Source organism: Aquimarina celericrescens (assembly GCF_042682765.1).
In the GTDB taxonomy this organism is placed as follows: Bacteria; Bacteroidota; Bacteroidia; order Flavobacteriales; family Flavobacteriaceae; genus Aquimarina; species Aquimarina celericrescens.
Window position 1 is genome coordinate 36641 of the sequence record NZ_JBHUHY010000002.1, and the last position, 13427, is coordinate 50067.

Here is a 13427-nt window from a genome sequence, read left to right on the forward strand (position 1 = left end):
GGTTACGAATGCGCGATTAAATTTTTAATGTATTCGAAATGATCCCGTATTTTTTTCTTTTCTTCGATTTCGATAATATCTTTTTTCCCTTCTTTGTAAAGTGCTAAAATCATATCTTCATCTAGTGGCACTTCAATTTCTTCGCCCAATTTTCTCCCATCTATATAATTATCCTTGTCTATTCGGGCATTAATAACTTCTTTATAAATTAATTTATCGGTAGCTTCAGAATATCGATCCAGATAATATAGTTTTATTTTATCTTTTGCTATTGAAGTAGAATTTACATCAAGATAAAACGGAGATAAGTTTAATTCTCTTTTGGGTAAACCATCTTTAGCATTAACAGTACAGATGTAAACAGAATGAACATCAATATCGAGAGCAGATTGGTTGTCTTTTACTTCAAAAATAATGTTCTTTTTATCATCTATTGCGGTTGGCCTTTTATTGATAGGATAGTAAGATCTGTTGATAATATAAGAGCGCTGATTATCATATTTAAACTGATTATAAAAAACATCGTAGATGGATTCGATTCCCAATGTTCTTAAAAACGTAAAATTTCTAATGAATTTCTCTAGATAAAACTCGGTTTTAATATATTCATGTTTGCTATCTTCATTGTGTTCAAGATGCGCAGAAAAGAAATCAGAAACCTCCTTAAACAAATTGCGACTTTGTATAACACAAGTCTTTAACTCTTTCCAAAGAGCATTTTTTTTAAGATAATCATCTGGAATACTGTTATATATAAAAAATAAATCTTCCGAAATTTTATCCTGTACATGAGATTCCCATCCTATCTCAAGATTTTCTCTAAGTATTTCTTTTAGTTCCCCACTAAGCTTTTCTTTAAAATCTGAATTTTCTTTCGATATTGACCAAATGATAGAGTATGCAGAAAATTTCAGAAAGTTCAAAAACTCTTTAAACATACTTCGTATTACCCAATATCGTTCTTTTGTTAATTCCTGGTAAACACTATTGTTGATATCATTAAAGTCTGACAGTATTTCTAAATGAATACATAGAAAATATGGATAGTACTTGTAAAGGTCTTCTTTTAAGTTTTCTTTGAGTTTAATTTCATCGATAAGTTCACGAAAGTTCTTTTTTACAGGAAAAGTGTCTGGATTGGTGTGCCACTGCTCAATTTCCCTGTTTATCTTAAATAGATAATTATTTATTTTTATATCAAAATCATCTGCAGCACCAGCACCTCTTTCCTCATCTTTGGGTCCTTTATAATGTCCCTGTAAAAAACCTTTTGCCTGTTTAAAAACATCATCTATTTTTTTTGAGTCATTAATATTATCCTGTGAATTGAGCAACAATTCATAAAAACGGGTAGACAATGAATAAGCAAAGTGATCATAAACCGGAGTAGTTGTTCCAATAACAATAGGCACATTATGAAGTGCATCAACTATTTTTTGAGTAGAGCATCCGTTAATAAAGACCATTTTTAGTTTCGGAGAATTGTTAAGGATCTCAATAAGTCCTTTGTCATTAAATATTTCATCACTTAATTTAATAGCCTGATCACCATCATCGTGATGTCCACTAAAATGAAATATTGTCATATCATTCGTAAGTAATTGCACCTTACTGATAAACCCATCGATACCTTCGTTAGGAATAATTTCTTTTCTAAATAATTCTTTATGTTTGAGTAGCAAAACATCAATGGCTTTGCGTTCATCATCCAAGCTATTCAATGGAGCCTGTATATCATTTTCAAATATGCCTACAAAATATTCTTTCATTGTGTGGGGTTTTTGGTTCTAAAAGTCAATCAATAGTGGATTAGCCTGGTTATCATCCAGCATTAATTTAGGTATTTCAATCTTCTCTGTTTTTGGTGCTGCAACTCCTTTTTTAACAGATCGTATATTATCGAGCCATTTGCCTCTCGAAAATTTTCCGGTTTCTGGATCAATATTGATCTCAACACATGAGAAAGCATAGGTTAGGGGAGTTTTCCCTTTAAATTTAACTTCATTCTCAGATACCTTCTCTACAGTTAAGTTTGTATCTACATTTGATATATATTCTTGAATCAATGGAATATTAATTTCTGCTTCGGTAGTGTTATCCTTATAGGTCGAAAGTGAAAAATCTGTACTGGTAAGAATATCTGTAATTAGAGCTAAATTCACTTCTTTATTATTTGTGATGTCTTCGATAAAAATATTATCGGGGTCTCCTTTGATATCATTAGCCACCAGGATATGTCCAAGTTCCAAAGTGTCTACGTATTTTCTAACTACGTTTCCAAAGGAAAAAGACATTTTCTTAGAGCCCTTAACTGATGCTCCAATGGCGGCAGGATCAAGTCCAAAAGCCTTAATAAAATTACCTAAGATGTCAAATCCCATTTTGAAATCGATTTTTTTGGTTTTTACATTGGATACTTGAGATACCGGTGCTGTTTGTATTTCTATTGAATGTTTAAAGCCATCTTTAACCAAAAATCTGAATTCTCCCAAGTATTTGGGCTTCTGGTTTTGTACCTCTAACATGCACATGGGTTGTATTCTGGCCTCAGGTACTCTAAGCGGGTTGGCGTCAAACAAATCTCTAATTTGATCTGTAATGTCATTTTTACATATTCTCATAATGTATATATTCTAATTGGTTAATTGCTTCTAAAAATTTTTGTCCTATTTTGGCAAAGCCTTTATCATTAGGATGAATTTCATCGTACCATTCGTTCTTTTTTACCAAAGTTCGCATATCAATGTATGTAGCGTTTTTATGTTTATCTGTTATTTCTTTTAGTAATTGATTAAACCTATCGATTAAGTATTGTATTACATTAGACCGGTCTTCTATTGTTATAATTCCTTTTTCGATCAGATATTTATTGACCCAACCATTTTTAATCGTTTTATGATGATGATCTGCACGAACATAATCATACCCGTGTACGAAAACTTGCTCTACAAAATCAAACTCGTGAATTCGATTAAAAAAGTAATTATAGGTACCTTCTATATCTTTTGTTTTTTGAGTATAGGTGCTATTCAAGTATTCTGAAGGTTGAAGACCTGAGGGCATTCCGTTTTTAAGAATGTTCACAATTTCAGGCCCAATAATATCGTTTCCGCCTCCACTGATCAAGACATATTTTGGTCGTTCTTTTTCTATTTCTTTAAGAAGTTGTCTACTCTCTCTATAATTTTGTATTTCATCTCCTGCCGCAGCGATACTACGTAAAGGATATTTTTCCATAACATAATCCAGTGTATCCTTGACCAAAAACGGAAATAAGAACCAGGAATCTCCTTCGGCAACAATAACCGGTAATTCGGGAAATAGTCTTTTGGATTTTTTAAACCTGCGATATCGACGTTTATCATCCAAATGATTTCCTAATTTAATCAGTAATCCAGATACATCTTTGGTTTTTACTTCTTTTAAGGTGGTAGAAGATTTTACTTTGGTATCTATCGCAAAGCCTTTCTGTTCAGGTTTAGTGTATAAAAAATTAATAAACGGCGCTACAATCTCATGATTTGAATACCATTTCCAATTATCAATAATTTTACTACCTATAGTATTATAATTTGGGTTAATAAGCTGTAAGGAAGATGTAAAGACCGCCCATTTTGTTTTATCGGGTAAAAAATCAGAGATTGCTCCGTGGCCCATTAAATTTCCGTAATGTGTCATTGGCGGTGTTAGCCCTACCTGGTTCATACCAGGTATAGAAGGAGTAATATCTTCTTTATCATTTACGATAAACTTATAGATAAGCCAGTCATACTTCCAATTATAAATCTCTTTATAAGAGTCTAAAGACCAACCGGCATAAGGAGCACTACTATGTTCATAGAACATAATAGATTCTCCTGGTTTTAATTGTTTGGTTTGATGATCCAGAGGATCCGAAGAAATTGCCAGATCAGAACCTAATAACAATGCAGTAACAAAAATCTCTTGCTTTGAAATATTTGAAACTTTGATCTGATACTTTTGATAATATTCATTATTTCTTGTTAAGCTATTTTCAATCGTAACAAGTTCATGATTTGTATTCGTTATATCCGACCAGTTTGAGTTATCGTTTACACGAATTTCAACCTTTATGGGTATTTCAGAAAAACCTCCTTCCGGGTTTTCCAACGTATTATAATAATTCCATTTTAAAAGAGACTCTAGTTGATTTGATAATCTTTGGTCTAGTTCTTCTTTTGAAGTTGCTAAAAGATCAACCTGAACGGCCAGGGGGCGATATACATCATCTGGCAAGGTTATGTATGCTGTTTGATTAAAAATTGTGACAAAGAAAGAAGCTTCACTAGCTGTGGATAGTAATATTCTTGGTGTACCCTGTATAACTTTTGTGATTTGTTGTTTGGCATTTTGGTCTTTATCCAAATCACAAATATGAATACGTAAAGAGTCAAAGATGGTTTCGGTTTCTACAGCATACGATTGGGTGAAATCTAATAAAACACCGTTCTCGATTGGATCCTGTATCAACGAATCTTCAAGATTAACTTCTGTAATCTTAGTAGGTATAGATTTGATTTGATCTATTTTTATCGTTATTTCAGACCCTTTTTTAATTCCGAATAATTGTCCTTTATTATAATACCATCCATTTCTATTATTAAAAAGAATCTTACCTTGATCAATGTATGATTGTTTAGGTGTAAGATTAAGCCAGGAACAATAGTGATCTATCTTTCCTTTACCCTGAACACTTAGCGTGGGAGTTTGTTTTTTGTTAGTTATATCTTTTAAGCTGATTTTTGCCCATTTCGTAATATCAAGATAGCTTATCTTACTGTTTTTTGCTTGTAAGAGCTGTAATAGGTATCGAGTAAACACACCTCCTTTTGCATCTTCCCAGGATGATTCTGAAGACAGACAAGCAGAAAGATGTATTGAGTTTTTATAAGGGATCAAAGAAGTTACTTTTTTTGATTTAAGATCTCCCTCCTTAATCTCATTAGAGAATATAAAATCTTCATAGGCTCTTGGTGGAAATACACTACTCAGTTTTCGTTGTCTCGAATCATTATTTTTTACAGTGCTAAGTGACCTTACAATATCGCCAGAGTGGCAACAATCAAAGACAGTTACTAAGTGTGGCTCATTTTTAAATTTTGAAAATATATATCGCAGTTCTTTATCTGCTAATAGAAATGACGTTTTATTTTTATCTTCCTGACTGTAGCATACAAGACATTCTATTAAGCCCGAATGAACATCGCTAAACCTACTTAAACTCTCCTCTAAGGCGCCATGCCCACTATAATAAAACAAGACAACATCATTATCATTTGCTTTAGTAAGGAAGTTATTTATTATATTCAGAATGCCTGATTTGGTGGCTTTTTCATCTGTAAGTTTTTTAATGAAAATAGCATCATACGAGGTATTAAGTGTATTTAAATACGTTTCAACCTTATTTACATCACTAACACATTGTTGTAAAGGGTAAAGCTCATATTCATTTATTCCGACAAGTAATGTGTAAAGGTTCATAATCGTATACTCTTTTATTAATAAATATCGACGATGCAATTAATAAACCAATAGCTGTGAATACGTTAGATAACGCTATATGTTGAGAAAAAATAGGGGTATTTAAATATAACTTTTTATTACTTTAAAAACAAGTGAGTACTATGCTGATTTTCAATAAAATAACTTATTACTTTTAATCAAAATGAAATTAGTGAAATATATAATATCTTTTAAAAGAAATTACCCCTAAAATCCCAGGGCAAAACCCCCTTTTTACTACTACTATTGTTAATGCATCCCTATAGAAAATAGATATTCCTTCTACAACAAGTATGGTTCTTGCTAATTATGGATTGAGTCAAATTAAAAGTCAATATTATTAAAATAGATTCATGATTTTCGTAATTTTAAGCCTCAATAAATTCATTTATCCATTCATATCATGAAATATAAAAATATAATAGTATTAGTTTTTGGGATTGTATTATTTGTATCCTGTAAAACTAATCCCTTTACAGGAAAGAAAACTTTGGCATTAGTATCTAATTCGCAGATATTACCAATGGCATTTCAGCAATATAATCAGTTTTTAAGTGAAAATAAAGTGGTCAAAGGCACCTCTGAAGCAGAGATGATTACCAGAGTGGGGCAAAAAATAGCAAAAGCCTCTGAACGTTGGCTTAATGCAAATGGTTATCAAGGATACCTTGATGATTACAGATGGGAGTATAACTTAGTAAAAGATGAAACGGTAAACGCATGGTGTATGCCAGGAGGTAAAATTGTATTTTATACAGGCATAATGCCTATTGCCAAAAATGAGACAGGAGTAGCAGCTATTATGGGGCATGAGGTAGCGCATGCATTGGCCAATCACGGACAACAACGAATGAGCGCTGCGCAGTTACAGCAAGTTGCAGGTGTCGCGACCTCTGTGGCCGTTCAAAATAAAAGTGAGGAAACCCAGCAAATAATTGGTACCGCATTTGGTTTAGGAAGCCAATTAGGAGTAATGTTGCCTTTTAGTAGAAGTCATGAAACAGAAGCAGATCGCATTGGATTACAATTGATGGCCATTGCAGGATACAATCCAGACGAAGCCGCGAATCTTTGGAGACGTATGAAAGCAAATAGTGGAGGACAAGCACCACCAGAATTTTTGAGTACACACCCTTCTAGTGACACGCGTATAGCTAATCTTACTGCTTGGGCTTCGGCGGCAAGGGCTGAAGCCAAAAAATTTGGAGTTACCACTTTTAAATAATTGTAAAGTTTATATCCGTTAAAAAGATTATACCTATTTTAGAAGCTGTTCTGAAAAAATCAGAACAGCTTTTTTAATTTTTGTTTTATGAGTAAAGTATTACCCAAAGGCCATAAAAAATTGTTAAATGCCTGGGCTTTCTATGATTGGGCAAATTCGGTATATAACTTAACTATTTCTTCGGCTGTTTTTCCAATTTTTTGGGGAGCCTTGACTATTTTAAGGGATGATCAAGACAACATTATAAACGATACCGTAAGGTTTTTAGGATATGATTTCAATAACGATTCTTTAATTAGCTATGTCACTGCATTGGCATTTTTAGTAGTATCGATAATAAGTCCGTTGCTTTCTGGTATTGCCGATTATGTGGGAAATAAGAAAAATTTCTTAAAATTCTTTTGCTATTTGGGGGCGATATCATGTATCGGTTTGTATTGGTTTTCTTTAGAATTCCTTTGGTTTGGCCTACTGTGTTATTTTTTAGCCTTAATTGGCTTCTGGGCCAGCTTAGTGTTTTACAACTCATATTTACCCGATATTGCTTTTCCAGAACAGCAAGATGCTATTAGTGCCAAAGGATTTTCTATGGGCTATATCGGGAGTGTGTTGCTTTTGATCGTAAATCTTGTCATGATCTTGAAGTTTGATTGGTTTGGTTTCGAAGATGAAGGTACTCCTACACGGTTGTCTTTTGTAATGGTTGGTGTTTGGTGGATTGGTTTTAGTCAGTATACATATTACTATTTACCAAAAGGGAACAAGAAAGATGTATTAACCAAAGCGGTGGTTTTTAATGGTTTTAAAGAGCTTAAAATGATTTGGAAGGCACTAAAAAATAATATTAAACTGCGAAGATATCTCAGTGCTTTTTTTGTGTATAGCATGGCTGTACAGACTATAATGCTAATTGCTACGTATTTTGGTATTGAAGAATTAGATTGGGGAGAACAAAACCCTACTACAGGACTAATTATTAGCATCCTTTTGATTCAGCTTGTGGCGGTTGCAGGAGCTATTTTAACCTCCAGAGCGTCTTCAAAATTTGGCAATATTAAAACGCTCATTGCCATTAATTTAATATGGATCGGAATATGTATTTATGCATATACTATAACAACTCCATTTCAATTTTATATAGCAGCAGCTATTGTTGGGCTAGTCATGGGAGGGATACAAGCACTCTCTAGATCCACATATTCAAAGTTGTTGCCAAAAGATGCAATTGATACAGCTTCTTACTTTAGTTTTTATGATGTTTCAGAAAAAATTGGAATCGTTATTGGTATGTTTTCATATGGTATCGTTGCTCAATTGACCGGAAGTGTAAGATATTCTATCTTGTTCCTTATTTTGTTCTTCATCATTGGTCTTATGTTACTTTTTAGAGTTCCAAAAAATAACAGATTTTGATAAGAGATAAATATTATTCTGAATGAGGTAAGTAATGCTCCAGCTTTTCTTTACTATTGAATCTTATTAGCGCTGAGGGATTTAAATTTAGTTTAACTATAAAAAAAGCCGTTTATCTAATTCTTTGTATTAATTTTCTTTTTAAGATTGAGTTCTAATAGAAATATAATAATATTTGAAGCGTTATTAATATTAATTATTTTTACAAATAAAACCAACAACAATGAAAAATCTTACGTTACTGCTGGCGGTTATTCTACTGGCATCATGCAATACTACCCAACAAACGGTTATTGCTGCAAAAAAAACATTAAAAGGAGAGTGGTCCTTGGATAATATCACTTACGATCGTAGTGGTATATTTGATGTAAATCTATACGACGACGCTTCTGCAGAATGTTTTACAGGAAGTACTTGGAAATTTATTCCTAACAATAATACAGGAATGTATATGATCGATAGAAGCGATTGTATTTCCACAGGAGCGCGTAATTTTAGATTTACGATTCCCAAACCAGAATCAGACGGTGAATATTACTTTTTGTTCAAGCCTATTAATGAGAAGAAAAAAAGTACAAATAACAATGCTGGTTATAGAATGGCTTTAAAACATCTGGATGACACTACAATGACTTGGGCCATGACGGTGAGTTTAGAGGGAAAACCTTTTGTTATTACTATGAATTTCAATAAACTACAATAAATACAAATCTATACATAATGAAGCAAGTAATAAAAAATATAGGAATTGCATTAATGGCAGTACTAGTTTTATCAAGCTGTGAGGCTACAAAAAATGCAAATAATACTCAAAAAGGAGCCGTAATTGGTACCGCTGCCGGAGCAGTTATTGGTGGAATCATCGGGAACAACGTAAAAAAGAAAAATTCTGCACTTGGTGCCGTAATCGGTGGAGTAGTAGGAGGAGTTGCCGGAGGTGTGATCGGTAAACAAATGGATAAACAAGCACAAAAAATTGAATCAGAAATACCAGGAGCAGAAGTAACAAGAGTAGGTGAGGGTATTGATGTTGTTTTTGATGAGAATAGTGGGGTGTATTTTGCTACAAATAAATCAAACATTAATGCAAAGTCACAGGCCAATCTTAATAAACTGGCGGGTATATTTAAAGAATATCCCGATACTAATATCATTGTAGAAGGACATACCGATAGTACTGGTGATGATAGTTATAATATGACATTATCACAAAAAAGAGCAAATGCAGTGACTGAATATTTGGTGTCGCAGGGGATTAGCAGAAGTAGACTTACTACTTATGCCCACGGCGAAACACTTCCAAAATATGATAATTCTACCGCAGAAGGAAGAGCTAAAAACAGAAGAGTAGAGCTAGGTATTGTTGCGAACGAAAAAATGAAACGTGACGCTCAAAATCAAGTGAAGCAATAGTTTTATTTTGATATAAAATTAAAATCCCGATATACCTATTCGGGATTTTTTTATGCTTTAATTTTACGTATCTTCATATAATGAATTCTCATTCACACATAGTCATCATCGGCGGGGGCTTGGCTGGATTAACTTCTGCAATTCATCTTGCAAAAGCAAATATTCCTGTTACACTTATTGAAAAAGACACATATCCAAAACATAAAGTATGCGGTGAGTATATTTCTAATGAGGTGTTACCCTATTTCAATTATTTAGGAATTGATCTTGAAAGCTTACAACCAGTTGAAATTTCAGAATTCATAATAAGTACTCAGAACGGAAACACTATTCATAGTAAATTACCACTAGGCGGTTTTGGGATTAGTAGATATACCTTGGACCACTATCTATGGCAAAAGGCCGAAGCGATGGGGGTACACCTCATAAATGATCAAGCCCTTGATGTGCAGTTTGATGATAATCAATTTCAGATTAAAACCAACAGCAATAAATGGTTAACCAGTGATTATGTCATTGGCGCTTTTGGAAAGCGTTCTGTCCTGGATAAAGCCTTGAAGAGAGGTTTCAGTTTTAAAAAGTCACCATGGTTAGCGGTAAAAGCACACTATAAAGCGAGTTTTGAAACAAATATGGTTGCACTTCACAATTTTAAAGGTGGTTATTGCGGGCTTTCAAAAGTCGAAAATAATTTGGTAAATGCATGTTATTTGGTCAATTATGACAGCTTCAAAAAATATAGAGATATCAATACTTTTCAGGAAAAGGTAATGTGTAAGAACCCATATTTGCTTGATTTTTTTAAGGAAGCTGAATTAATTTTTGATAAACCCATTACGATAAGTCAGGTAAATTTTGATAAGAAAAAACCAGTTGAAGATCACATATTCATGTTAGGCGATGCTGCAGGGTTAATTCATCCGCTTTGCGGTAATGGCATGGCAATGGCCATAAAAAGTTCACAAATATTATGTGAATTAATAATAGCTAATGCTAATAATAATGCAAAACTCTCTAGAAAAGAGATTGAAAATCAATATATAAAACAATGGAACTCTTCTTTTTCCAAAAGATTATATACAGGAAGGATACTTCAAAAAGTACTGTTGAACAAAAATTTGCAAAAAGCATCATATGCAATTGCTGATGCATTACCTGCCATTGTCCCTAAAATTATTAAACAAACACACGGAAAACCTATAGTATGCTAATCAACTTAGAACATAGAAGCAATGAACCAGAACTTATGGATGACCCAAAGATAGCCGATACTTCTTTAAAAACGGCCTTGTCTGATCTCTCCAGAGTAAATCGAATGCTGGGAGGAAATAGTATCACTATAAATGCTGTTCATGAGCTGATAGAAGGGCAACATCAAAAAGAAGAATTCACCATACTTGATTTGGGGTGTGGTGATGGAGAAATGTTAAGAGCACTTGCAAAATCGTTTAGAAGAAAAAATATAAAAGTAAAACTTATAGGTGTTGATTTGAATGAGAAAAGCTTATCTTATGCAAAAAAATTAAGTAAATCATATCCAGAAATTACATATTCTAAATTGAACCTTTTAGACATTGAAACCTCAGAGTTTTTTTGTGATGTGATCATCTGTACGTTGACTTTGCATCACCTCACTTGCCAAGAAATTAAAAGCGTTATGAAAAAGTCTGTAGAACTGGCAAAAATAGGAGTCGTGATCAACGATCTTCATAGAAGCCAGTTAGCCTACTATCTTTTTAAAATATTCAGTTTCTTTTTTATTAAAGGGAAGGTTGCAAAAAATGATGGTTTGATCTCTATCAAGAGAGGGTTTAAAAAAAGGGAGTTAATAGACTATACCGAAGCACTCGGTTTAAAAAAATATCGAATCGACTGGAAATGGGCTTTCCGATATCGATGGATTGTCGAAACCAGTCATGTTTAAATAAAAAAGTAGAAAAATTTGGAGGTAAAAATTACCACGGTGGCCAAGGAACTGCCACAATATGTACGCGAGACTAAAGAAATATTACCCTTCGTTTCTCAATGGTTATCAGGTCAGGAAGATCGTTTTAGACGTAAAGTCCTTAAAATATTTGAAAATGCTGCCGTAGATAAACGCTACGGGATTATGAGTATAGAGGAAGTGTTTACAGCAACCTCTTTCAAAGAAAAAAATGACATTTATATACGAGAGGTCAAGAAATTAGGCACTGCTGTTTTAAAAAAGGCATTGTACCAATCGGGATGGGATGCAAAATCTTTAGATTATATCATTACCGTAAGTTGTACAGGTATTATGATACCTTCTCTGGATGCTTATTTAATCAATGATCTTAATTTAAGGCAGAATATCATAAGACTTCCTGTTACAGAAATGGGTTGCGCAGCTGGAGTTTCCGGAATTATTTATGCAAGAAATTTTCTGCAATCAAATCCCGGCAAAAGAGCTGCTGTTATTGCTATCGAATCACCAACTGCCACGTTTCAGTTAGATGATTACAGCATGACCAATATGGTGAGTGCAGCAATTTTTGGGGATGGAGCCGCTTGCACACTTCTGTCTTCTGAAGAAGATGCCGTAGGACCAAGAATTATAGGAGATGAAATGTACCATTTCTATGATGCAACTACTATGATGGGCTTCAACCTAACAAATGGAGGGTTGCAAATGGTACTGGATCAAGAAGTTCCAGCAAAAATAGCAGCGCATTTTCCAAAAGTGATCCATCCATTTTTAAAAAAATATGATAAAACAATTGAAGACGTAGATCATCTTATTTTTCATCCTGGAGGAAAAAAAATCGTACAAACTGTTGAAGAGCTTTTTACTCATTTGGGTAAAAATATTGAGGATACCAAGGCCGTTTTGTTAGAGTATGGAAATATGAGCAGCGCTACTGTATTATACGTTCTAGAACGTTTTATGAATAGAAATCCGGCACCGGGAGAAACTGGATTGATGCTTAGTTTTGGACCCGGATTTTCTGCACAGCGAATATTGCTGGAGTGGTAAAACCAAATAAAAGAAACTACATTATGAGTTTATGAGTAAAGATTTTGATAATAAAAATGAGTGGGCACTTGTACTCGGGGGGAGCACCGGTTTGGGATTAGCTTCTGCAAAAAAATTAGCAGAACACGGTATGAACATCATAGTAATCCACCGGGATCGCAAAAGTGAATTACATCAAATCGAGAAGGATTTCCTTGAAATTAAAAATATGGGGGTTAAATTTCTATCGTATAACACTGATTTGCTGAAATCAGAAAAACGACAAGAGATTGTATCACACATTGATAAAGGTATTGAGAAAGGAAAAATAAAGACTTTAATCCATAGTATTGCCAAAGGTAATTTGAAACCTATGACTAGTGCAGAGCATGTGTTAAAAAATGATGATTTTCATTTAACTATAGATGCTATGGCTATTAGTCTTTATGATTGGGTGAAATCTGTTTTCGAAGCTAATTTTTTTGCTCAGGATGCAAGAGTGATTTCTTTTACCAGTGAAGGTAATACCAAAGCCTGGAAAAATTATGCGGCAGTATCGGCTGCCAAAGTGGCTCTGGAAGCCATAACAAGAAGTATAGCCCTAGAATTTGCCCCTTACGGAATCAAAGCTAATTGTTTACAACCTGGGGCGGTAGATACAAAATCTTTGCGAATGATACCCGGACATGAAAAAATTATTGCACATAGCATAGAACGTAATCCTTTTAATCGTATTACAACCCCAAAAGATGTAGCGAATGTAGTATATTTATTATGTAAAGATGAAGCATCCTGGATTAATGGCTGTATACTACCCGTAAATGGAGGAGAGCACTTAAATTAAAAATTTTAAAACCAAAGAAACCAACATGATAAAAT

11 protein-coding genes are annotated in these 13427 nt (G+C 33.7%); 8 read left to right on the forward strand and 3 right to left on the reverse strand.

Annotation, left to right across the window (positions count from 1 at the left end; translation table 11 throughout):
• Positions 1 to 2: 2 nt before the first annotated feature.
• From ACFSJT_RS00155 to ACFSJT_RS00165, 3 genes are read right to left on the reverse strand one after another with little or no spacing between them, the layout of a single operon-like run.
• On the reverse strand, positions 3 to 1769 hold the full coding sequence (locus ACFSJT_RS00155) for a hypothetical protein (RefSeq protein WP_378318140.1): 1767 nt from the start codon (positions 1767 to 1769) through the stop codon (positions 3 to 5).
• An 18-nt stretch (positions 1770 to 1787) separates the two neighbouring features.
• Positions 1788 to 2621: a gasdermin gene (locus ACFSJT_RS00160; protein ID WP_378318141.1), complete on the reverse strand. Its 834-nt coding sequence runs from the start codon at positions 2619 to 2621 to the stop codon at positions 1788 to 1790.
• Positions 2608 to 5502 (reverse strand): caspase family protein, encoded by a 2895-nt coding sequence (locus tag ACFSJT_RS00165; RefSeq protein WP_378318142.1) that lies wholly within the window; start codon positions 5500 to 5502, stop codon positions 2608 to 2610. The genes ACFSJT_RS00160 and ACFSJT_RS00165 overlap by 14 nt, the downstream gene beginning before the upstream one ends.
• Positions 5503 to 5926: 424 nt before the next feature.
• On the opposite strand from ACFSJT_RS00165, the gene ACFSJT_RS00170 reads away from it, so the two are divergent.
• From ACFSJT_RS00170 to ACFSJT_RS00205, 8 genes are all read left to right on the forward strand, one after another.
• Entirely contained in the window at positions 5927 to 6748 is an 822-nt protein-coding gene (locus ACFSJT_RS00170) for a M48 family metallopeptidase (RefSeq protein WP_378318143.1), read from the forward strand.
• A gap of 87 nt (positions 6749 to 6835) precedes the next feature.
• On the forward strand, positions 6836 to 8161 hold the full coding sequence (locus ACFSJT_RS00175; RefSeq protein ID WP_378318144.1) for an MFS transporter: 1326 nt from the start codon (positions 6836 to 6838) through the stop codon (positions 8159 to 8161).
• 223 nt (positions 8162 to 8384) lie between these two features.
• On the forward strand, positions 8385 to 8864 hold the full coding sequence (locus tag ACFSJT_RS00180) for a lipocalin family protein (RefSeq protein ID WP_378318145.1): 480 nt from the start codon (positions 8385 to 8387) through the stop codon (positions 8862 to 8864).
• Positions 8865 to 8881: 17 nt separating this feature from the next.
• On the forward strand, positions 8882 to 9574 hold the full coding sequence (locus ACFSJT_RS00185; RefSeq protein ID WP_378318146.1) for a YiaD family glycine zipper/OmpA-like lipoprotein: 693 nt from the start codon (positions 8882 to 8884) through the stop codon (positions 9572 to 9574).
• A gap of 80 nt (positions 9575 to 9654) precedes the next feature.
• Positions 9655 to 10785, forward strand: a complete 1131-nt coding sequence (locus ACFSJT_RS00190; RefSeq protein WP_378318147.1) for an NAD(P)/FAD-dependent oxidoreductase — start codon at positions 9655 to 9657, stop codon at positions 10783 to 10785.
• On the forward strand, positions 10779 to 11498 hold the full coding sequence (locus ACFSJT_RS00195) for a methyltransferase domain-containing protein (RefSeq protein WP_378318148.1): 720 nt from the start codon (positions 10779 to 10781) through the stop codon (positions 11496 to 11498). Before ACFSJT_RS00190 ends, ACFSJT_RS00195 begins: the two co-directional genes overlap by 7 nt.
• An 18-nt stretch (positions 11499 to 11516) precedes the next feature.
• Positions 11517 to 12569 carry a type III polyketide synthase gene (locus ACFSJT_RS00200; RefSeq protein WP_378318149.1) on the forward strand — a complete coding sequence of 351 codons (1053 nt, stop codon included), beginning with the start codon at positions 11517 to 11519 and terminating at the stop codon, positions 12567 to 12569.
• Between the two features lie 31 nt (positions 12570 to 12600).
• On the forward strand, positions 12601 to 13392 hold the full coding sequence (locus ACFSJT_RS00205; RefSeq protein ID WP_378318150.1) for an SDR family oxidoreductase: 792 nt from the start codon (positions 12601 to 12603) through the stop codon (positions 13390 to 13392).
• Positions 13393 to 13427 lie beyond the last annotated feature (35 nt).

Excerpts from the sequence above, each read along its gene's own strand:
- ACFSJT_RS00205 (WP_378318150.1), top strand. The coding sequence starts at position 12,601 with ATGAGTAAAGATTTTGATAATAAAAATGAGTGGGCACTTGTACTCGGG.
- ACFSJT_RS00185 (WP_378318146.1), top strand. The coding sequence starts at position 8,882 with ATGAAGCAAGTAATAAAAAATATAGGAATTGCATTAATGGCAGTACTA.
- ACFSJT_RS00195 (WP_378318148.1), top strand. The coding sequence starts at position 10,779 with ATGCTAATCAACTTAGAACATAGAAGCAATGAACCAGAACTTATGGAT.
- ACFSJT_RS00180 (WP_378318145.1), top strand. The coding sequence starts at position 8,385 with ATGAAAAATCTTACGTTACTGCTGGCGGTTATTCTACTGGCATCATGC.
- ACFSJT_RS00190 (WP_378318147.1), top strand. The coding sequence starts at position 9,655 with ATGAATTCTCATTCACACATAGTCATCATCGGCGGGGGCTTGGCTGGA.
- ACFSJT_RS00170 (WP_378318143.1), top strand. The coding sequence starts at position 5,927 with ATGAAATATAAAAATATAATAGTATTAGTTTTTGGGATTGTATTATTT.
- ACFSJT_RS00155 (WP_378318140.1), bottom strand. The coding sequence starts at position 1,769 with ATGAAAGAATATTTTGTAGGCATATTTGAAAATGATATACAGGCTCCA.
- ACFSJT_RS00175 (WP_378318144.1), top strand. The coding sequence starts at position 6,836 with ATGAGTAAAGTATTACCCAAAGGCCATAAAAAATTGTTAAATGCCTGG.
- ACFSJT_RS00160 (WP_378318141.1), bottom strand. The coding sequence starts at position 2,621 with ATGAGAATATGTAAAAATGACATTACAGATCAAATTAGAGATTTGTTT.
- ACFSJT_RS00165 (WP_378318142.1), bottom strand. The coding sequence starts at position 5,502 with ATGAACCTTTACACATTACTTGTCGGAATAAATGAATATGAGCTTTAC.